The organism is Bacillus sp. CHD6a, from assembly GCF_001293645.1.
Taxonomy (GTDB): Bacteria; Bacillota; Bacilli; order Bacillales; family Bacillaceae_I; genus Sutcliffiella_A.
Window position 1 is genome coordinate 63552 of record NZ_LBMD01000007.1, and the last position, 21838, is coordinate 85389.

Here is a 21838-nt window from a genome sequence, read left to right on the forward strand (position 1 = left end):
GAAAATCCTACTTATTTTTTACTAATCATTTTTAAAAAAATGCAAAAAGCAACCTAATAAAAGATTGCTTCCGTCAAATAGCATTCATATAACTTTATTTTGCTGTGTTTATAATTTGTTTAAGGATGATCTCTAGAGTGTTCGGTGCGCTGTCTTGGGACATGTTTTTTTGGAGTTGCTCTTTCTCGCTCTTAAGCACCTCTAATTGGTTTAAAAGTGTTTCTGTTGTAAGGTCCTCTTCGAATAAAACTTTTGCAAACCCTTTTTTCTCAAACGATTGGGCATTTAATATTTGGTCTCCCCTGCTTGCATTCCTAGAAAGGGGTATTAATAGCATCGGCTTACGTAACGCCAAAAATTCAAAAATTGAATTTGCGCCCGCTCTTGAGATGATGAACTCAGATGCTGCTAAAACGTCTGGTAATTCTTGATTGATATATTCAAATTGCTTATAACCTTTTACCCCTTCAAAGGAACGGTCGACGTTTCCTTTTCCACATAGATGAACAATTTGATATTGCTCTGTTAATTGTGAAAGTACTTGACGTAAGGTTTCATTGATTTTTTTCGCTCCAAGACTTCCTCCCATTATGGTAAGTATCGGTTTTTTCTCATGAAATCCAAGCCATGCTCTTCCTTCTTGAGCTTTGCCTTGAAATAACTCTTCTCTAATAGGAGAACCCGTAAATAATACTTTATCCGATGGAAAGTGATTCATCGTCTCGTCAAAGGTGACAAAAACCTTTGTCGCAAACTTGGTGGCAATTTTATTTGCAAGCCCTGGTGTAATGTCTGATTCATGAATGATAACAGGAATCTTCAACATTTTTGCAGCCATTACGACGGGTACTGTCACAAATCCCCCTTTAGAAAATACAACCTTTGGCTTCATTTTTCTTAATATAATTAAGGCTTCCATGGCCCCTTTAATAATTCTAAGCGGATCGGAAAAATTCTTCCAGTCAAAGTAGCGGCGAAGCTTTCCACTTGAAATTCCATGAAAAGGGATATCCTCTTTACCGATAATATCCTGTTCAATTCCTTTTCTTGAACCAATATATGTAATATCCCACCCAGTGGCTTTTAATTTATTCATAATTGCAATATTGGGTGTGACGTGACCTGCTGAGCCGCCGCCAGTGAAAACTATTTTTTTATTCGTCATGGTATCAACATCCTTCATGTCATTCTCTTCTTCTTATTATTAACGAAATATGCGTTAAAGGCAAAGAGTTTGTGCAACAATGACGTTACCACAATACATCCATTACGTAAAACAGGCCATTGAACTATAATACAAATTTAATGGCCTGTTTTCCACTCATTTGATGTTTCTTGAAGGCAATGTTTCCCTGGATAATCGATATGGAAGTTGTTGCAACGTTCTTGTTACATTTTCTAGTTTTTGTTCTATTCGATGCAACAAATAAAACGTAATCACAATCGGGAATCCAACTTCACTTATCCATGTCCACCATTGATCCATGACCTCTCCTCCTTTTTTTAAAATAGGAAAGGCCTACTGATTAAGAGTAGACCTTTCCAAAGTTTGTTACGCTATTTCAAATTCAGTTACGTTACGTTCAACAATCCTGGCGCTATCCTTTGAGACAAAGTTTCCACCTTTAGAGGTAAAAACATTTGCGGCAATAATTGTATCCATTGCCCCTTCCATTTCCACCTGTGTTAGACCTGCTCTAGGATCATCAACGGACACCTTGACCTTAGAGCCCTCTTCATTAAGGAAGATTAATTCTAGTGTAAACATGTACACACCTCCTTTCTTTTATAAGTTAGTTGCATTAACTAATTAGCCAAGGAAGTGCAATTCACTACGTCTAACATTAGAAACAGGTGTTGTCTGGAGACCGGAAATTGCTCCTGCTGCTTGTAGTAGTGCGGTAGCCTCTGCATCTACTTTAATATTGTTGTAGTTTTTCGTACGGTACAACAAGTTCCCTTTTTCATCTTCCCCTAATTCATACATCAGGCGAAGTTGGACATTTTCTACTGCGTAATCTGCCATGCTCTCACCCCCTTTCACCTTCTATATAAAAAGTTAAAGGGGAAAAGTAGTGAACAAATGAAAAAATATTATTTTATTGGTTTAACACCGCTGTTCCTTTCCGCAAATGGCTTCGCTTTCCTAGGGGCTGACGTGAGCCTCCTCGGATACGCCTGCTGGGTCTCAACCTACCGTTACTCCCCGCTGGAGTCTCCGCCATTTGCTCCACTCCACAGCTAGAAATTACAAAAATGAAATGTTAATTAATCAAAAAAAAGCCATTCCATCTTCAAAAAATAAATGGAATGGCTTTATATAAATATTATGAAACAGATTGCTTTAATTCAAGTTTGGATTTTTGTCTGGAAAGCTTCTGCAATGCTGATTCGTTATAGCCAACAATCAACTTTCTTCCACTAGTGATGATAGGTCTTCTTAGCAGCTTCGGTTCCTCAATGATTAACTCAATTAGCTGGGAAAGCGATAACTCATTAACATCAATCCCGAGGTCCTTAAACGTTTGGCTTCTAGTCGCTAAAATTTCATCTATTCCTTCTGTAGTTAACGAAAGAATCTTCATCATTTCATCTTTGTTTGGTGTTTCTCTAAAGATATGCTTCTCTTGAAATTGAATGTTATTTCCTTTCAACCATTTCTTTGTCTTTCTACATGACGTACAACTTGGGTAACTGTAAAAAATGATTTCATTCATCATGCTTACCTCCCCGTTTTCTTCAATATTTTATGTTAATCACATTGTATACCAATTGTATAACTTTTGTACAGTAAAATGATAACTATTTTTTGAACAAATTGCGACAACGTTTTTTCTTTATGAAAAAAGCAGGTTTTCTGTTTAACTTTGCCCTATAATGGAAATAGGTATGATAGAAAAATAGTTGCATAATCATTTTGGAACTGGAGAAAAATGTACTTATCTTGTAATCGTCACAAACTAGAAACAAACGCTTATTTACAAGTAAAGTATTGGTACATTATAATAGGTAAGTGACAAGCATAAGGATTAGTGCGTAAGGAGGGGATACATATGGATCGTATGTACCGTGTAATGGGTTTCTGGACTGGGATTTTTGCGGTTATGTTTTATCTTGGCCACATGACTCAAACGTCTTTACTTTTCTTCGGACAAACGGTATTCTTCATTTTATTAAGTTATCTTAAGCTATCTGAACGTATGTACATCTATATTTTCGGAGCATATTTAACAATTTTCTTTGTTGCCTTCTCGTATTGGACAACATTTATGATGGTGCCTGGATCTGGTGGTCATTAAACATACGTAGCTCAACAATAAAAAGCGATGACTTATGTCATCGCTTTTTATTGTTGTTCCGATTGTATTAACCTGTGCCATCTATTCGTGCTTTTCTCATGAATAATGACATGAAAGGCGTTACTCCAGCTGCCATCCATAATTAAGGTCCTGATCGCTCTGTTTTGCTTACTCTTCTCCGAGAAAGGATTTGGATCCTGATTATCTTGGAGGTAGTCAAGTACTCCTGCAGCTACAAGGAATTCTCCCTGTTTCATCGTTCCTATATGAGAGAACCCCAACTCATTAAAGCACTCTTCTAAAGCATCAAAATGTATATGGGAGGTTAAATCCATGTCAGCAGGATATGATAACGGATCATTTATTAGTTGATGTCGGTAATAACCACGAAGACTGCCATTTATTAAATCCTGACTGGATAGTTCCGAGAAACGGTATCCATAATCAATCGTTATAATGGTTCCTGAAAGCAACCACTCTCCAATTATTTTGGCAAACTTCATCATCGCTAAGGGAATTTCCATCCTTTGCCCATCAGAAAAACTTAACTTGTTTCTCATAATATATGCAACGATATCCTCATTATGGAGAGGTGCGCTTTTCTCCGCTAGTCTACCCTCTTCGTTTATTGTTACAAAAACTTCCTTTAAAGACCCATTCGTGTATTCCACAACATGTACAGGTAATGCATCAAACAGTTCATTGGATAATAGAACACCCTTTCTAAGATGTTCAGGAACTTCTTTTAATGAAGTAAAGTAGCTCACAGGTGCCGTGTGTGGTATCGTGGTTTGTTGCACTTTTATATGATAGGAGCTTGTTTCCACCATCACATATGTCAAGCGGTCATAGAGCGGTGCATCAAGAAGCATTACCTCTCCCAATAGATGTTTGGCAAACCTCCCATTTCCACCGCCTACCTCGATAATGACTGGTGGAATATCTGTTTCATGAAAATACTTTACCATCAGTTTTGCAAATAGTTTCCCGTAAACGTTGTGGACATTGCTACTTGTGATAAAATCGCCACTACTACCTACCTTATTTTTGGGTTTCATATAGTAGCCTTCACAAGGGTGATAGAGTGCAGCCATCATATATTCCGAATAATTCAGTTTTCGTCCCGGGGCCTTTTCTATTTTTTCTTGTAAAAATGTTGGAATCATTCCTTAAAATCCATTAAGAAATGGGTTGCTATCCATTTCCTTCTGAATGGTTGTAGTCATTCCATGGCCAGATAAAACGGTCGTTTCTTCTGGAAGCGTCAACAGCTTGTTGTGTATGCTTTGTATAAGCTGATCGTGATTGCCACCTGGGAGATCTGTTCTTCCTATACTGCCGGCAAAAAGAGCATCACCTGCAAAAACCACTTTACTGAGTTCATGATAAAAGCTTACACTTCCAGGTGAGTGGCCTGGCGTAAACAATATTTCCAGCTCGAAATTAGAAATGACCAGTTTTTCTTCAGACTGAATAAGATGGTCAGCAGGCAAAGCTGTTATCTGCCCAAGTTGAAAAAACTGAGAGCCATTAAGACTTGGATCACCAAGCCAATTCTTTTCTTTTTTATGTACATATACTGGTATGTCCCAGTGTTTGCGAACGGCATCTACTGCACCTATGTGATCGAAATGTGCATGTGTCAATAATATAGCTAACGGTTTAAGCGCATTTTCCTCCAAGTAGGAATTGAATGCTTGCCCTTCACTCCCGGGATCGAAAACGATGCATTCTTTTCTTTCATTTATTAGGAGGTACGCATTCGTTTGCAGCGGCCCCAGTGGTAGCTGTTTCCATTTCATTTCTTCCCACACCTTTCCTTGAAGTATCTATCCATCTATTTTACACTAAGAAGTAGAACTTGAGAAACGAAAGGAAATTGCCTATGAAGTCAATGTTCGGTTTGGAGATACAATGTGCAGAGAATAAACCGCAATACTTTCAGAACCTTCTCTTGCAATTTAAACAAATAGCCAGTATTTTTGATTCTGATGACAGCATGCTAATTACCGATTCTGCCATGGAGGCAAAAGTCGTAAAAAACATGCTGATGGACCGAAGTATACTAGAAGAAACGTATTCACTTTCCCTTATAGAAAATCCAATTGCCACAAGTCTTTTCACCGATTATGGTTTTGTTTCAGAAAAAAACAATCATTATCTGTATCAAGATATGATATCCATATTTACAATTGAAAGCGGTATACAAGTTAACATAGATATGTTTCTCATTCAATTAGAGGAATCAATTATCGCTATAGAGGAACAATATAAGAAATCCTATATTATTGATAAAGAAAATAAAGAATTTATGCAGAAAGTAGCGCAAGCATATGACATAGAAGTGTCAATTTTTGACCTCGACAAATAGTAAGAAAACATTTAAAATGTAAATGGAGTGTAGTGTAATGTTCCATTACATACTTATTTTTCGGAATTTCTTTTAAATAGAAATGGAAATGATCTCTGAAAGGGGCGTTAACCTTGCCATTAGTTATTATTTTTGGACTCGTAACACTTTTATGCGTATTTGCACTTGTCCGTTCCCTTAAAGAAAAAAACTTCTTAGCAGTTCTTTTCGCATTTGGAACAGTTGCAGTTTTTGGTTGGTTTACGGTAATGACAGTCATTGAACACGGTTACCCTGTAGCACATTAATTAACAAAGACAAGAAAAAGAGTATCCATCCGCACGCGGAGGGATACTCTTTTTTTTGTGTTAAGTGACATAAACCAAAATCAATTTGGTGAATATACTATATTTAGGGATTTAAGGTAATACTATAACTAGCAAATTTGTAGGAGGGTGATATGGTTGGCATTAAGAACATTGTGCGGGAGTTGCAGTGGGACAGGAAGAAAAAAGCTCTTCATACTGCCCTTCTATAAGAAATGTAACAAGTGTAAAGGACAAGGCCGTTTAACAAAAAGTTTCTATATATAATTAGATAGAACATAAAAAATGCCAGCTCACTCACATTTGAGATCACCGGCATTTTATTTATTTTAAGCGTTTAGATTCTACTGCGCGCAGCTTATCTTCCATTTGTACACTTTTGTCCCTGCGATCATCTATCCTGATGTTGGTTGCTACACGGTGAAGGCCTTTTTGGAAGGGTGCCTCATGGATAACTTGTACCACGTGCAATAATGTCGGGAGCTCTCCCTCTATAATGGTACTCATCGGAGTTAATTTATAGTCGATTTTACCTTCTTTTTTAAACCCCTCTAATATATCTTGAATATCTGCAACATAGTCACTTACACTTGGACCATTGGTTCCAATAGGAATAACGGTGACATCAACAATTGCCATTCTTTTTACACCCCTCTTTTAGGATAATTCCACTAGTTTTACTGTTTTCATTGTTGTTGGAATTAATAATTGCTCTAATTGGTAGCCGTATAGACAATAAATACCGTTTGGAGAACATTTTAATGGTTTGTTCTCCATATCTTTTGCGAGAACTTTCTTCTGTCCAGTTGTGCTGTCAAATGAGATAAATTGAAAACCATCGATATATCCATCTGCATTCCCAGCGCGATTTGATTCAAATGAATAAAACATTTTTGAGTTCTCTACCAAATCATAATAGGGAATAAAGTAATTGGAATATAACGTGAGTAATGGCGCTTCATAGGATTGTATTTCTTCCGGTTCGCTAAAACGAGAAAACGAATAAGATGCTATTCCATTATCATCCACTGATCCAACAGTTAACAGGAGGTTGTCATAGGTATGAAACATTACGACACTTTCCTTGAGCTCTCTTTTTTCATTTGTCTCAATATTCTCAGCGTATAGCGGTGCTTCCAAGGAAGGCATATCATGATTCCAATCTATATAAGCTATTTCTTCATTTGGAAACCATTGGACAAACGGATCTGTCACATCTTTTTTTACCATACTTTCGTTCCTCACATCAAGCAAAAAGCTATCGTAAGACCAGTCCTCCTTAAATGATGAAACAACTAGCTGTTGACCAGAAAAGGGACTCCACGAAAAAACAATATCTATGGAGTTATCAAATTTCCATTCTACAAGTTCTTCTCCTTTATCATCTAGAACTCTTAACTTCCCTTCTGTATCGGAAACGGCAGATCGAACAAGAAACATTTCATACGTCTTATTTGCTTCTACTGACATTATTAGTTCTTCAGATTTATAAAATACATCTGTTTCACCGGAAATTAGATCAAAGGTATGAATGACGGAACCTGTTCCATCGTTAACTATATATAATACGGTTTCATCATTCAACCATTCTGAAACAGCATTAAATTGATCAAAGGGTATAGAAAGCTTTTTAAGTTGCTCATTATGAAAGTTTGATGGGTTGAAAGGCTTTTGTTTTTCTTGGTTTGAGAGAGCAGGTGCGTTACTAACTTCCTTGGGGTGAGAAGGAGATTGACATCCTAACAACATACAAATTATGATACAGACTACCCAAAAATTCTTTTTCATTGCACCCCTCCTTTTTTCCTATCTTAATAACGATTATGAGGCAGGAAAGGTTTCAATACAAGCGAAAAAAATTAATATTCCTACAGTAATAATTTTCAATTCAAAAAAACGGCAAGCTGGCTGCTTTGCCGTTTAAGTGTATAGGGAAGCTAAAAAGATCCCGAGGGTTTTTTGATAGATCGTATCGTATTGGGACAATGGAAGAGGGTTAATCCCTTTACCAAGTTCCAAAGTGAAGCCAGGCTTTTTATATTCCTGAATGAACCAATCTTTAAATCCAGCATGACTGTCGACATAACGAACGCTTTTATAGGTACTGACTCTTTCAAATTCCTGCGCGATTCTTTCACTGCTCTTAGGTTCCAGCCCTTCATATCCCCAGTAGAACTCTTCTCCTTGGGTGTGAACTGCAATTACCTTATTGAAGTTTTCTTTTTCGACCAGGTTTGCCATTGCGACTGCTTCAGGTTCAGTCAAGGGCAGGTCACCGGGATAATCTCTGGGGGAAGGCACTTTCTCTTCTTTTCTAATCTTCTCAATGTTCCAATTGGCAGGGAAATGTTTATTTAAGTCTACTCCGTTAATGTTTGCCTTCCATCCCAAATAATCAGGACGATTCAGATTAATACTTTCCACAAGCTCCTTGTATGGTGTTTCAGTCGGAGGACCATTCAGCACAAGATCAACTCCGTCAGGGTTTACCATAGGAACAATGGAAAGCTCTGATTGTTCATATAAAGGTTTACATGAAATCCCTCTTAGTGGAGTAAAGTTAGTTAAACATCTAAGATAGTCGTTAAGTAAATTCATAATTACCGAACTAGTTATCCATTCGTTTGCATGAAAGCTGCCATTCCAATGTATTTTATTTTTCCCTTTTCCTAATCGAATGTGATGAAGTGGTTTTCCCATCACAGATTGTCCAATAGAAGTGCATTCCATAAATGGATAAATGTCCTTTAACTTTTCCATATCATTTTTTAATGATTGATAATCATATCGCTTTTTAGGATTCACTATGTTTTGTGTGATTCTATAAGGAAGGTTCAGAACATCTCCAGTTTTTAAATGAACAACGTCTTTCTCTTGATTCAATAACAGCAAACAATCAGGTGACAGATTTACTTTTTGAGCGATTGTATAGATGGTCTCCAATTCTTGAAGCCTATAATCTCTAGGCACATACCCTGGAATAGCTATTTCTTCTCCTTTATTAAGGGGTTCTGAACCAGAAGATATCCCAGGGTTGGAATCGCATATTAAATCTAATGGCAACCCAAATAACTGGCTATAGTACCATAAGGTGTCGCCTTTTCTTGCCAAGACCTTCATTCTAAATCACCGCCCACCATTAACATTTATACTTATCCATATGGTGAAAAGGTAAAATTTAGAACGATACGTCAATGAGTAAACAAAAAACACCGAAAGCAATTAACCTGCCTTCGGTGTTTTAATTTTATTCTTCCATTTTGCTTTCGTCCATCTGGATGGATGTACCATCATAGAAACGAAGCAAATCTCCGTATACAATTTCATCGGAATATTGAAGCTCTTTTTTCGCTTTTTCCATGTAAGGCTCACATGCAGATTGGTCTGTCTCTTCTTCCGTTTCCTTATCATAGCAAGCGTTTTTTGCATAAACCACTTTGTCTGTTACAAAACTACCGTCACGGAATACTACAAAATCATTTCTGTCTTCGGAGAAAAGATCTGCACCGAATTGAATATCATTTTTGGTCTCCATGCCAAGTAAATGTTTAATAGTAGGCTTAAGATCAATCTGTCCACCAACTGTATCAAATTCTTTTGGATTTTTATCCGTCACACCTGGAATGTGAACGAACATTGGCACACGCTGCAATTGAGCATTTTCAAAAGGAGTAATTTCTTTTCCTAAATACTGGCTCATCGCTTCGTTATGGTTTTCAGAGATACCATAATGATCTCCGTACAAGATGATGATGGAATCTTCATAAAGACCTGATTTCTTTAACTCATCAAAAAGGACTTTAATTGATTCATCACTATATCTTACTGTTGGGAAATAGCGATTTAAAGTACGACTGTTAGAATCGAATTCATCTACAAATTTATCTTCTTCATCCAAGACGAATGGGAAGTGATTGGTTAACGTAATAAATTTAGCATAGAAAGGTTTTTCTAAATCCTGCATGTATGGGATAGATTGTTGGAAAAACTCAATATCCTTTAAACCCCAACCTACAGAATTTTCTTCGTTTACATCATAATTTTCAATATCGAAGAATTGGTCGTATCCAAGTGATTTATACATGACATCACGGTTCCAGAAACTTTTGTTGTTTGCATGGAAAGTAACCGGTGTATAACCTTCTTCTTTAATTACGTTAGGTGTTGCTGTATGAAAATCATTTGTTCCATGAGTGAAGAATACGGCACCGCGTCCTACAGGATATAAGGAATTATCTAATAAAAATTCAGAGTCAGACGTTTTCCCTTGACCTGTTTGATGAAAGAAGTTATTAAAGTAATAACTTTGGTCTTTTAATTCATTAAGGAACGGAGTGATCGGCTCACCGTTAATTTCCTTATCAATTACAAAGGATTGCATGGATTCTAATTTGACTACTATGACATTTTTGCCTTTTGCAATACCATAAAGATCGTCATTAGGTGCTTTATAACTTGCGTTAATATAGTTTTGAATTTCAGCAAGTTCGCTTCCGTCCGCCATCGCACGTTGTGCACGAGTTTTGGATTGGATAACAGCATCATACACATGATAGTTGTACGTACCCAAGTTCTTCACGAGGATTTCACGATCAAATGTACGAGTCAATAATTGAGGTCTTTCTGTTTCAGCCAAACCTAGGTTGAAGAGAAAAATACCAACAATGGATAAGAAGTACATCTTGCGAACTTTTGGTCTCCATGTGCTCATGCTTACAAAAGAAGGAGTCCACTTTGCAATGGCAATCAGAATAATCACGTCTGTAAACATTAGTAAGTCAATTGGTGTCATTAGTTCTGTTATACTACCGCCTAGATCACTCATGTTACCTGATTGAAAAAGTAACGGGATGGTGATGAAATCATTAAAGAAACGGTAATAGACTGCATTTGCATAAAGTACAAATGAAACGATAAAACTTGTAATAATCAGGTACCGCTTCATTCCCTTTTCTTTAAAGAAGAGGGCAAAACCGGCAATAAGCAGGACAAAGCTTAATGGGTTAATGAATAAAATAAATTCTTGTTTTAGAGATTCAATGGTAATGTTAAAACTTGTTTTATATACGATATATGTTTTTATCCAGAGCAGGACAACTGCAATTAGGATAAAAGGCACTTTTGATTTAAAGGCTTGCTTCATCTTTTTACCTCCTTATAGCAAAGACAGGGAAGCTCTTTATTAGATTTGATATTTATTATTATTGTTTAAAAAAACTTTTTAGATGTATCCATGACCAACTTTTCATCACTCAAAAAATTTGGCTACGACATATCTTAAAACTTTTTTTACAAAAAATCAATGGATAATTAATACTGTATTTATATTAAAGAGCTAGAATAATAGTCTTGGCGTTGCTTGCAACTATATATAATAGACGCGGTACAAGCCGAAAAGTTTCAAAAAACAAAGATGTTTTTTTATTCTAAATAGTCAAACAAAATGGAGGCTTCTTATAAGAAGCCTCCATTACGCGCTATTCTCGCTTCTTTCTATCATTTTTACCCAAGAGACAGAAAGAATAAACTATACACTTTTTTACAATTTTGTTTTGGCCAGATACGCCGCTCCGATTACTCCGGCATCGTTTCCTAGAATTGCTTCAGCAATTTTCACGCCGACTTTGGTTCTTGGAAATAAGTATTTTACAAAATGATGACGAACAGGATTTAATAATTTATCTCCTGCTTTTGATACCCCTCCACCAATAACGATTTTCTCCGGGTTCATGGCGTTTGCCAAATTTGCAAGAGCCAATCCTAAATAAGAAGAGACTTTATCGACAACGTATTGTGAAATTTCTTCTTTAGCATCCGCCTGTTCAAATATTAACTTTGCGGTCAAACCTTCTTGTTGTGCTAATTCTTCCAGCTTGCTTCCTGGATTTTCTTCCATTGCTTCTTTAGCAAGACGAACAATTCCAGTTGCAGATGCAATCGTTTCCAGACACCCTGTTTTTCCACAGTTGCAAGGCGCTCCACCTTCAGGTATTACAGTAATATGCCCTATTTCTCCTCCGGCACCGTTTATGCCATGAACAATTTCTCCATTGGTAATAATACCGCCGCCAACTCCCGTTCCGAGTGTAACACAAATGAGATCCTTAGATCCTTCACCGGCACCTTTCCACATCTCCCCAATTGCAGCAAGGTTCGCGTCATTATCGACTACTACTGGTAATCCAGTTTCTACTTCTAAGAGATCTTTAAGAGGGTAATTTTCCCAGCCTAAGTTAACTGCTTCATATATTAAACCTGTTGCCATATTGACTGGACCTGGTGCACCCATTCCCAGTGCTTTTAATTTTGATTTTGATTCCCCAAGTTCCTCTAATTTACTATCTATAGCCTTTGCGATATCTGTTGTAATATTTTTTCCTTTTTCACTTATATCTGTTACAATCTCCCATTTGTGAGCGATTTCACCGTATTGTGTAACAAACGCCATTTTTATCGTCGTGCCACCTAAGTCGACACCTACTAACCATTTGTTTTCCATTTTATTTCACCTTTTCTTTATCTTAATTTGGATAATTCTTGTCGCAGAATGATCATGGCGGACTGGAACATGCTTGCGTCCAATACTCCTGAGCGATAGAGCTCCCTTATTTCATCTTCCATCAGCTCTAGATCTGCTATTTTGTCGCCTGTATAAATGAAGGCTCCATAGCTTTTTAAGAGTTGTCTTATGTCTAACATTGTTTTCATGACTTCACCTTTTCTGCTTTACTAGTTGAAAGGGTTTACGCTCCATTTTTAGTATAAAGGATTCACTTGTGGCGTCAAGCAAGAAAACGTAAGAAAAACCGAGAAAACCATGCCAGTCCTTTTAATTCTGAAAAGCTTAAGTTGGATGGTTAACCTCCGGTGTTCCTTTCCGCAATTGGCTTCGCTTTCCTAGGGGCGGTGCTTGAGCCTCCTCGCAAACGCTGAAGCCACTGAAAAAGACCTTGATTTCAAAATTTAATTAAACACCGCTGTTGATTTCCGCAAATGGCTTCGCTTTCCTAGGGAAGGTGCTTGAGCCTCCTCGCTTCGCTGCGGGTTCTCAAGCTACCTTTATCTCCCTCAGGAGTCTTCGCCTTTTGCTCCAATCCACAGCTAGGAATCATAAAAAACTTCACGTTATCATTTTTTCAGTGGCTTCGCTACAACTGCGGGGTCTCCACCTAGCGCTAGCTCCATCAGGACAAGGAAGGTTTCGGCAGTGAAACATCGCACGAAGAAAATGTTTAGCATTTTCGAGGAGTCTTCGCCATTTACTCCAATTCACAGCTAGGGATCACATGAATGAAAAGTGAATGATGATATTTTAAAACTTAAACATTCCGTGGTTTTGACTTAACCTTAATCGAATGAAGTAACCTTGTTAATTGAAGTGGAAGGCGCGTAGACGCCCGCGGGAGGAAGGGGCAGGTGAGACCACGGAAGGCGAAGCCTGAGGAGGCTCGCTCCGCCCTCAGGCAAGCGAAGCGCCTGAAACGGAAATCAACCTATTAAATGCTTTCTTAATCTTCATAAAAAAACGGATGGATTTAGGGCCATCCGTTTTTCTTTATAAAATTCTTATTATCTATCCGGATCTTCCGAGTGTAGGATGGTTGGTCTTCTATTCTTTAACGGAATTGGTGACCGTATTATAACATCACGGAATCCTCTGTAGTTGAATGGGATAAATGGCCATAGGTAAGGGACATTGTAGGAATTCATCATCATCAAGAATACAATGAGAATGACAAGCCCGATCATAAAGCCAATCACTCCAAACAGGTAAGTCAATAAAAGCAACACAATTCGAAATAATCTATTTGCCAAGCTAAGCTCATAACTTGGTGTTGAAAATGTTCCAATAGCAGCGATGGCCAGATATAAAATTATTTCTGGTACAAAAAGACCTACTTTTACTGCAACGTCTCCTATGAGAATAGCCGCCACTAATCCAAGGGCGGTACCTAATGAAGTTGGCGTATGAATGGCTGCCATTCTGAGCATGTCCATCCCGATTTCAATTATTAGTATTTGGGCAATTAATGGTACTTCACCCGTTTCAGTTGGCCCGATATACGATAGTTGGTCAGGAAGTAACTGTGTATTCGTTGCCAGCAAGTACCATAAAGGCAGTATAAATATAGACGCCCAGACTGCAAGGAACCTAACGAGCCTTAAGTACGCCCCAACAACTGGTTTGTTTCTGTACTCTTCAGCATGTTGAAGATGATGCCAAAAAGTAGCTGGAGTTATAATAACACTAGGAGAACCGTCTACTATGACTAGTACATGTCCTTCATATAAATGCGCTGCTGCTGTATCTGGCCGTTCAGTGTATCTGACTGTAGGATAGGGATTCCAATGTCTTCCTCCTACGAACTCTTCTAGCGTCTTTTCGGCCATTGGCAGGCCATCTGTATCAATGTTTTTCAATGAATCTTTAATTTTTTCCACCAGATCTGGATCTGCCAGTTCATCCATATAACAGATACTAATATCCGTCTTTGACCTTCTTCCAACCTGCAAGTATTCCATTCTGAGTGAACTGTCTCTTATCCTTCTACGGATTAATGCACAGTTGAATATCATTGTCTCGACGAAACCATCCCTGGAACCGCGAACCACTCTTTCCATGTCAGGTTCTTCTGGACCTCTAACAGGATAGGTTCTCGAATCAATAATGATTGCTTCCTCAAGTCCTTCTACAATGATGACAGTTGGACCTGCAAGAACCTGATCTACAACTGTTTCCAAATCGTCTGTTTTTCCAATTTCGACATAAGGTATGTACGTCTTTAATAACTTGTCCAGAGGTTTTTCATCCAGATCTTCCGGCAATAGGTCGGATAGAAATTTCATTAAAAACAACATAATTTCATCTTTACCGAAACCGTCCACTAAGAACATCCCTATTTTTCTACCTGCATAATGGAGATCAAGAAAGATTAAGTCAAAACTTTTATCAATTGCCATTCTTTCTTTTAAATATCCAACATCTTCATCGAAATTCCCCGACATTTTTTTGGTTGGTTTATGCCAAGTCAAAATGATTTCCTCCTAATTCATCAAGTATTAGGTATGAAGTACTTATCATCTTTTCATTTTCTGCTAATCTCAATGAAAAAATACAAGATCGCATAAAAAAACAGCAGGACCTTCCCTCTCAAAGGAATGGTAAGTCCTGCTGCTTTCTAGACATCTAATCTTCTTTTAATCCATCTATCTCTGTGCGAAGGCTATTATAAGCTTCCACATTAGAATCAAGTTCGATGGCTTTGTTAATGGATATGGACGCCTTTTCAGCCTCATCCAGCTCCAAATAGACTAATGCTAAATTATAATGCGCTTCATGAAAACTAGGTTGTAAAGTAGTAAGGGTTTCTAATCGCTTTTTCGCATTCTCTATTTTGCCTTCTTGAATATCTATGTAGGAAAGATAGAAAAGGACCTCAGGGAATTCCTCTTCCCTTCCCTCTAGGTCGATAAGCAGATTATATGCTTCTTCATATTCTTCTTGTTGAATGAATGTTTCCGCCTGTTTAATGAGAGCAGTTGGGTTTTCAGCATTGTATCCTTCTTCTAATAAAAAGAAAGTTAATACAGATGCTGCCGCTAAACCAATCATTCTTTGGATGAATTTTTTGTGATTCGGTAAATGCACAATAGCTGATGCTAAGAAGCCACCAATCAATCCCCCAATATGACCTGCATTATCAATACCTGGAATGGTGAATCCGATCGCTAGATTTATTCCTATTAATACAAGAATGTTTGTACCCATTGTCCGGAAAAATAACTTAGGATGGGTTATCCCAACAAACAAAAGCGCACCAAAGCAACCAAAAATTGCCCCGGAAGCACCTGCAGATAACGATGAGGTGAAAACAAAACTAGCTAAAGAACCAGCAAATCCGGCAAACAAATAAATTGCTAAAAAGCGAACGTTCCCATATATTCTTTCCACTGCAGTGCCTAGGTAAAATATAGCCATCGTATTAAGAATTAGATGAAGAAATCCAATATGGAGAACGATAGGGGTAAAGAAACGCCACCACTCCCCTTCCAAAATGGCTGGGTTATATTTTGCACCGTATTTAATCAACGTCTCAGAATCCTGGCTTCCTCCATTTGTCTCAAGTAAATAGAACATTACTAAGTGTAAAAAGATAAAAAAGTAGGTGAAAAGGGGTTTTCCATGTTGAAATAAGGACCTTTCTTTTTTATCTCTTAATGAGGATGCGTTTAGAACACGTTGCTTGAGTTGATATAGTCCGTGATCATCTAGTCCATCCTGCTCCTTAATGGTTATCTCATCCCCAGTTACCTGAGAAATCCTATTTAATGCTTTTTGTGTATTGCCTTCATGCAACACGATAGAATGAAGTTCTGTTTTTTCACTTACAAAAGGTGCTTCCACCCTGAACTCCCAGTCATCCACTGGAGGGTATGAAGATACATATATATTGAATGCGTTTAGGTGCCGCTTCCGCAATTGCTGCTTAAAATTAACAACGTGCCTGGATGCATTTTCAATATCTCGTTGAAGCCACGTGCTCCAATCTAGATCATGTCGATAGATTCTAATGATTGGTGCTTTTTTATGGGTAAGGTTTTCTAACCATAGTTCATTTTGATCTGGAGAGATATGTAAAATCCGGTATTCCTTTATTACAACAAATTGTTGAATGATCTGCCAAAATAAGATATCTTGTTTCAATTGCGCACCTCCTCGTTCCCTTTATTTTAAATGGTCCAAGGAGAAAAGTAAAAATATAACGATACAAATGTCTTTTCTATAAACTGTGCTCAAGCAGGTTAATTATTAATTTCAAATCTCGCAGCTATAACAGAAAGTGATTTTGACAGGTCATTCAATTTCTTTCCTATTTCATTTGTGTACTCCATCTGTTCTACCTGATTTTCACTCGCTGTTAGCATTTCCTCTGAACTCGCTGAGGTTTCTTGCGAGACAGAAAGCAAACTGTCAGCTGCAAATTCTAAATTTGGTAAAAACTCTTTCCACCCCTTCAAGTCCCCGTTAATGATAGTTAAATTCTCGCTCACTTCTTCCATTTCAGACATGAGTTCATCAAATGTAATTTTTGAAAGGTTTGCTATATGTAAGTTATCTTTAATTTTCATATGCATGTTTTCAAATTCATTTACAGCTTTTGCTGTTACATTTTCCATTTGGTCGATGGAATTTGTAATTTCCTCGGCGGCAGAAGTTGATTGTTCTGCTAGATTTCTTACTTCGTTAGCAACAACAGCAAATCCTTTCCCTGCATCGCCTGCTCGGGCAGCTTCAATGGTTGCATTTAGTGCTAATAGCTTTGTTTGCTCAGCCATCCCTTTAATCAACCCAACTAATCCTGTAATCGAGACGGAGTAGTCTTTTACATGTTTCACAGCGTTGGACAAATCCTCAAAATCCTGTTCAAATTTAAGAATAGTTGTGATAAGTTTCTTCATGTGTTTTTTCCCTATTTCAGCAGAGCCCTCCATTCGATTGGAACTAGAAAAAACATGTGTCATATTTTTTTGCATTTCGTCCATAATGCGTTTCATTTCTTTAATTGACTGAACGCTGGTTTCAGAACTAGAAGAAGTTTGCATTGCCCCTTCTTTTACCAAATTGATGGAACGTATTAATTGGTGTGTGGACACCATGGAATCTTCTGATGAAATCCCGAGGTGATTACCCGTCTCTTCTAACTCTTTCGTCGTTTGTTTAATCTCTTTTAATACTTGTGTCATATTATGAATCATGGAATTATAGCTTCTGTTTAATGACACAATTTCAGGAATAGATGTCTTTATGTTTTTTGCAGGCCGAAGATTCCCTTCTCTTCCCTCTCTCATTGCTTCCGTAAGAACAGATAAGGGCTTTGTTAAGGTTCGAACGAAAATTAAAGTAATGCAAGTAAAAAGCACGATACTACCAATGATGACCATAAGTGTGAAAAAGCCAATATCATGGACAGGACTTAAATAGGAATTAGTTGGAATGATTAAACCATAAATCCCATCCAACTCCTTCATCTCCCTAAAGGAAATAGTATATTCCATTCCATTAATACTCTCTTTCAAAATGCCGGTCTTTCTGTTTACCATTACTTCGATCATGGAATCTGTGATATTAGGAAGGTTACCTTCACTTACCTTGAATGGCTGTGTTTTGTTATTGGTTATGTAAAAAAAATCCGAAAAGATCCCATCCTCTTTCAAGGTATCCCTTTGTGAGCGTATGTTTACCTCTAATTGCTGCATAAAATACGCTTCATCACTTATGTATGTAAACTTTAAGTTTTCTGCAATATAACCCATAAGCTCGACTTCTCTAACAAGACGGTTTTCTATACTGTTAACGGTCATTTCTTTTGATTTGATATAAGAAACTAACCCGACTGCCGAAATAGACGCCAACATCAATGATATAAAGAGTAGAAATAGTCTAGATCCTAGATTTATTTTACTGATGGAATGTTGTATTTTTTCGTCCATTCTCTTTTTCTGTTTTACTAGTTGTTTCATCCAGTGATCCCCCTGTAACTCCTATTCGTCTAACAGAACGAATTATAAAGGAAGAATATTAATGTAATGTTAATTTTATGTAATTTTAATAACAAAAAAAAACCACCAGCAACTACTGGCAGTTTATCCCCTAAATACGGATTGTAAAAAGCGGTCGCGTACAAACGGTATGTCCATTCCAAATGCCACAACAAATCTCCTGATGCTAGCAATTCCCAAAATATAATTCAGGATTTTATATCGACTTTGGTAAATGGCATATGTACCAACGCCTATAAGAAAAATTCTCAGTAAGAATCCCATTGTCATCCCTCCTATCTATATTTTGCTTAAAAGTTAAAAAAACATGCCCAAGAATAGGCATGTTTTAGAATACTTTATCTTTTATTTCTGAAAGCACTTGAACAGAGTGTTGAAACTGCTCCGTCTCTTTTTCAGTTAAGTCAAGTTCAAGAATTTCTCTAATTCCGTTTCTATTGACGATAGCAGGAACTCCAATGTAAATGTCTTCACTTTGATATTCTCCATCCAAATAAGCCGAAACGGTCAATATGGAGTTTTCATTTTGAAGGATTGCCTTTGTCAACCTGACAAGACCCATGGCAATCCCATAATAGGTTGCACCTTTTTTCTCTATAATTTGGTAGGCTGCATCTCTTACACTGACAAACAATTCATTTAGATCATTTTCTTTGTACTTTTCCTGTTTTGCCATTAGCTCTAAAATTGGTTTTCCACCAATATCAGCTTTACTCCATACAGGCAGTTCCGTATCTCCATGTTCCCCAATGATACAAGCATGTACATTGCGGGCATCTACTTGAAAATAATCACCGAGAACATAACGGAATCTAGCCGTATCCAGAATGGTTCCAGAACCAATTACCCTCTCTTTAGGCAGGCCTGAAAACTTCCAAGTAGCGTAAGTTAAGATATCAACTGGATTAGTTGCAACGAGGAAGATGCCATCAAATCCATTTCCCATTACTGCCTCCACAATACTTTTAAATATTTTCGTATTCTTTTCGACAAGATCTAATCTCGTTTCACCTGGTTTCTGATTGGCACCGGCACATATCACTACAATGTCAGCATCCTGACAATCCTTATAGTCACCATACCAAATTTTCGTTGGTGTTGGCGCAAATGCTATTCCATGATTTAAGTCCATTGCATCGCCTTCTGACTTCTCCTTGTTCAGATCAATCAACACGAGCTCTTCTGTCACACCTTGATTCAATAAGGCAAATGCATAACTTGAACCGACAAATCCTGTTCCTATCAAAGCAACACGACTAATTCCGTTTCTCATGGTATCTCCTCTTTTCACCTAGGTTACGTTACAACTTTATTATACCAAAAAAGATTGTGAAATACTGAGCAAAATATTACTATTTCGTTACATTAATATCAGAATAGTGATGACACTCGAAATCAAAATGGACGAGATGTTGACGACGTCGTTGTTCACCCACGTATTGCCTTTTACTAATTGTGTAGCCTGATGACAGTGTTCTTTTTTTTCCACAAGTTTTCCACACACATTACATTTGTAGGCGGATTGCACAGTTGCACCTAAGAATGTATCAATAAAGCAACCCATCACTCCCATTGCGGTAAGCAGAAAGGCTATAGTAATAGTTATTTCACTCCATAAAAAGTAGGAAACTACACTTATTAAAGCAGAACCTGCAACTGACGCAAATGTTCCCAGTAAAGAGATTGCCCCGGACGTTCCTGGGTCCACTGTTTTCATCTGTTTGATTGAGAACGGCCGCTTCTTGCTTAGGGAACCTATTTCAGATGCCCAAGTATCTGAGTTCGCGACAGCAATGCCAGCAACAAAGCCGTAAATCCAATAATCAGCAGGAAAAAGATAAGCCAACACCCCTACTAGCGCAGGTACTCCACCATTTGCAATAACTTGAATAATATCACGTTGCGAACCTTTTTCGTGTATATCTGTAATACTTTCCTTCTGCTTACGATTATATTTACTCCAAAAGCTTGAGGTAACAAAGAATAATCCAATCAAAAGGAGACCATATCCTTTAAATCCTAATGCTATAAAAATCCCTACTAGGAAGGTTCCAACCGCTCCAGAAGCAGCTAATGCCTTTAGCTTATATCCCCCCAATGCTAACGCTATAATACCTATTATTAATAGAAGCTCATTTTCTAATAATGCAGTCATACACGACCTCATTTGTCACAATTTTATGTACGGGTATATCATAATCGTCGATTGGAACTTTCTTAACCAGTTGTTCAGTAAATGACAATGATACTTTAGAGCCAATGTAATCGGCCAGGTAACGATCATAATATCCACCGCCGAATCCTACCCTATATCCTTCCTCATCAAAAGCCAGACCAGGTACTAGAATGATTTCAAGCATATATTTTTTGCATATTTCTACTTCTGTGACGATGGGCTCTTTTAATCCAAAGTAGACGGTTTCGAGTTGGTTGAAGTTTTCTAGGAAATAAAACTGCATGCTTTTATTCTTTGGAAAGCACTTCGGTACGGCCACTTTCTTTCCTTCTTCCCACGCGTGCATGATAATGGCTTCTGTGTCCACTTCAGGATAACGAGAAATGGTCACAGCAACTGTTTGTGCATCCTGCCATTCTTTTGAAGCAAACAGCTTATCGTGAATTGCTTTGCTTTTTGCTGCATGGCTTGAATGATCCATGCACCCTAGCATTTTTTTCATCTCTTCCCTTAACATACTTTTCTCTTTCATACCTTGCCTCCTAAGACATTCATACTCCTACCATACCAAACTTTTTTCAAAGCTACACCCATAACGGAAGGAAACAGGCTGTTAAAGCAATCTATTTTGTCTAAGCAACTCTCCCCTGTTGACTGAAGTGAAGGGGGTGGGACTCCAGCGGGAGGTAGCGGTAGCTTGAGACCCCACAGCGAAGGAAGCCACTGAAAAAGAGCTTGATTTTGAAATTCCACTAAACATCGCTGTTGATTTCCGCAAATGACTTCGCTTTCCTAGGGGCACTGCTGGAGCCTCCTCGGCTACGCCTGAAGCCACTGAAAAAGACATTGATTTTGAAATTTCACTAAACACCGCTGTTGATTTCCGCAAATGGCTTCGCTTTCCTAGGGGCACTGCTGGAGCCTCCTCGGCTACGCCTGCGGGGTCTCCACCTAGCGCTTGCTCCCTCAGGAGTCTTCGCCTTTTGCTTCAATCACCAGCTAGGAATCACAAAAAAAATTTACGTTAACAGTTTTTCAGTGGCTTCGCTACGCCTGCGGGGCCTCCACCTAGCGCTTGCTCCCTCAGGAGTCTTCGCCTTTTGCTACAATCACCAGCTAGGAATCA

General features: G+C 37.9%; 23 protein-coding genes. 3 read left to right on the top strand and 20 right to left on the bottom strand.

What is annotated here, in order from left to right; translation table 11 throughout:
• Positions 1–94 precede the first annotated feature (94 nt).
• From AAV98_RS07705 to AAV98_RS07720, 5 genes are all read right to left on the bottom strand, one after another.
• Positions 95–1165 (bottom strand): undecaprenyldiphospho-muramoylpentapeptide beta-N-acetylglucosaminyltransferase, encoded by a 1071-nt coding sequence (locus AAV98_RS07705; RefSeq protein ID WP_060665072.1) that lies wholly within the window; start codon positions 1163–1165, stop codon positions 95–97.
• 156 nt (positions 1166–1321) lie between these two features.
• Positions 1322–1486 carry a YvrJ family protein gene (locus tag AAV98_RS19900; RefSeq protein ID WP_082380821.1) on the bottom strand — a complete coding sequence of 55 codons (165 nt, stop codon included), beginning with the start codon at positions 1484–1486 and terminating at the stop codon, positions 1322–1324.
• Between the two features lie 66 nt (positions 1487–1552).
• The gene (locus tag AAV98_RS07710) at positions 1553–1768 is read right to left on the bottom strand and encodes a DUF2922 domain-containing protein (protein ID WP_060664982.1); all 216 of its coding nucleotides are present in this window, start codon (positions 1766–1768) and stop codon (positions 1553–1555) included.
• A gap of 42 nt (positions 1769–1810) precedes the next feature.
• Positions 1811–2026, bottom strand: a complete 216-nt coding sequence (locus AAV98_RS07715) for a DUF1659 domain-containing protein (protein ID WP_060664983.1) — start codon at positions 2024–2026, stop codon at positions 1811–1813.
• Between the two features lie 301 nt (positions 2027–2327).
• Positions 2328–2717: a Spx/MgsR family RNA polymerase-binding regulatory protein gene (locus AAV98_RS07720; RefSeq protein WP_082380822.1), complete on the bottom strand. Its 390-nt coding sequence runs from the start codon at positions 2715–2717 to the stop codon at positions 2328–2330.
• Between the two features lie 336 nt (positions 2718–3053).
• On the opposite strand from AAV98_RS07720, the gene AAV98_RS07725 reads away from it, so the two are divergent.
• Positions 3054–3299 (top strand): DUF2626 domain-containing protein, encoded by a 246-nt coding sequence (locus AAV98_RS07725; RefSeq protein ID WP_010194612.1) that lies wholly within the window; start codon positions 3054–3056, stop codon positions 3297–3299.
• 47 nt (positions 3300–3346) lie between these two features.
• Here the strand turns inward: AAV98_RS07725 and AAV98_RS07730 are convergent, their stop codons facing one another.
• A complete protein-coding gene (locus AAV98_RS07730; protein WP_060664985.1) occupies positions 3347–4465 on the bottom strand; it encodes a class I SAM-dependent methyltransferase in 1119 nt (372 codons plus the stop codon).
• Between the two features lie 3 nt (positions 4466–4468).
• On the bottom strand, positions 4469–5101 hold the full coding sequence (locus AAV98_RS07735) for an MBL fold metallo-hydrolase (RefSeq protein WP_060664986.1): 633 nt from the start codon (positions 5099–5101) through the stop codon (positions 4469–4471).
• 83 nt (positions 5102–5184) lie between these two features.
• On the opposite strand from AAV98_RS07735, the gene AAV98_RS07740 reads away from it, so the two are divergent.
• Together AAV98_RS07740 and AAV98_RS19905 are read left to right on the top strand one after the other, a co-directional pair.
• Positions 5185–5670 (top strand): hypothetical protein, encoded by a 486-nt coding sequence (locus tag AAV98_RS07740; RefSeq protein WP_060664987.1) that lies wholly within the window; start codon positions 5185–5187, stop codon positions 5668–5670.
• A gap of 113 nt (positions 5671–5783) precedes the next feature.
• Entirely contained in the window at positions 5784–5957 is a 174-nt protein-coding gene (locus AAV98_RS19905; RefSeq protein ID WP_082380823.1) for a DUF2759 domain-containing protein, read from the top strand.
• Between the two features lie 342 nt (positions 5958–6299).
• Here the strand turns inward: AAV98_RS19905 and AAV98_RS07745 are convergent, their stop codons facing one another.
• The 13 genes from AAV98_RS07745 to AAV98_RS07805 all read right to left on the bottom strand — a co-directional run bounded on the left by AAV98_RS07745 (position 6300) and on the right by AAV98_RS07805 (position 21244).
• Positions 6300–6614, bottom strand: coding sequence for an MTH1187 family thiamine-binding protein (locus tag AAV98_RS07745; protein WP_060664988.1), 315 nt, complete (start codon positions 6612–6614; stop codon positions 6300–6302).
• An 18-nt stretch (positions 6615–6632) separates the two neighbouring features.
• Positions 6633–7763 (bottom strand): hypothetical protein, encoded by a 1131-nt coding sequence (locus tag AAV98_RS07750; RefSeq protein WP_060664989.1) that lies wholly within the window; start codon positions 7761–7763, stop codon positions 6633–6635.
• Positions 7764–7895: 132 nt separating this feature from the next.
• Positions 7896–9095 (bottom strand): M14 family metallopeptidase, encoded by a 1200-nt coding sequence (locus AAV98_RS07755; protein ID WP_060664990.1) that lies wholly within the window; start codon positions 9093–9095, stop codon positions 7896–7898.
• Positions 9096–9222: 127 nt separating this feature from the next.
• Positions 9223–11118 (bottom strand): LTA synthase family protein, encoded by a 1896-nt coding sequence (locus tag AAV98_RS07760; protein WP_060664991.1) that lies wholly within the window; start codon positions 11116–11118, stop codon positions 9223–9225.
• Positions 11119–11514: 396 nt separating this feature from the next.
• Positions 11515–12474 (bottom strand): ROK family glucokinase, encoded by a 960-nt coding sequence (locus AAV98_RS07765; RefSeq protein ID WP_060664992.1) that lies wholly within the window; start codon positions 12472–12474, stop codon positions 11515–11517.
• Between the two features lie 17 nt (positions 12475–12491).
• Positions 12492–12683: a YqgQ family protein gene (locus tag AAV98_RS07770; protein WP_060664993.1), complete on the bottom strand. Its 192-nt coding sequence runs from the start codon at positions 12681–12683 to the stop codon at positions 12492–12494.
• A gap of 861 nt (positions 12684–13544) precedes the next feature.
• Positions 13545–14981: a spore germination protein gene (locus AAV98_RS07775; RefSeq protein ID WP_060665073.1), complete on the bottom strand. Its 1437-nt coding sequence runs from the start codon at positions 14979–14981 to the stop codon at positions 13545–13547.
• A 181-nt stretch (positions 14982–15162) separates the two neighbouring features.
• Entirely contained in the window at positions 15163–16680 is a 1518-nt protein-coding gene (locus tag AAV98_RS07780) for a rhomboid family protein (protein ID WP_060664994.1), read from the bottom strand.
• A 98-nt stretch (positions 16681–16778) separates the two neighbouring features.
• Complete coding sequence (locus tag AAV98_RS07785) at positions 16779–18497, bottom strand: methyl-accepting chemotaxis protein (RefSeq protein ID WP_082380824.1); 1719 nt, start codon at positions 18495–18497, stop codon at positions 16779–16781.
• A 123-nt stretch (positions 18498–18620) separates the two neighbouring features.
• Positions 18621–18800 carry a hypothetical protein gene (locus AAV98_RS07790; RefSeq protein WP_060664995.1) on the bottom strand — a complete coding sequence of 60 codons (180 nt, stop codon included), beginning with the start codon at positions 18798–18800 and terminating at the stop codon, positions 18621–18623.
• 64 nt (positions 18801–18864) lie between these two features.
• Positions 18865–19809: an L-lactate dehydrogenase gene (locus AAV98_RS07795; RefSeq protein WP_060664996.1), complete on the bottom strand. Its 945-nt coding sequence runs from the start codon at positions 19807–19809 to the stop codon at positions 18865–18867.
• A gap of 87 nt (positions 19810–19896) precedes the next feature.
• Positions 19897–20691 carry a DUF92 domain-containing protein gene (locus AAV98_RS07800; protein ID WP_060664997.1) on the bottom strand — a complete coding sequence of 265 codons (795 nt, stop codon included), beginning with the start codon at positions 20689–20691 and terminating at the stop codon, positions 19897–19899.
• Entirely contained in the window at positions 20669–21244 is a 576-nt protein-coding gene (locus tag AAV98_RS07805; RefSeq protein ID WP_060664998.1) for a 5-formyltetrahydrofolate cyclo-ligase, read from the bottom strand. The genes AAV98_RS07800 and AAV98_RS07805 overlap by 23 nt, the downstream gene beginning before the upstream one ends.
• Positions 21245–21838 lie beyond the last annotated feature (594 nt).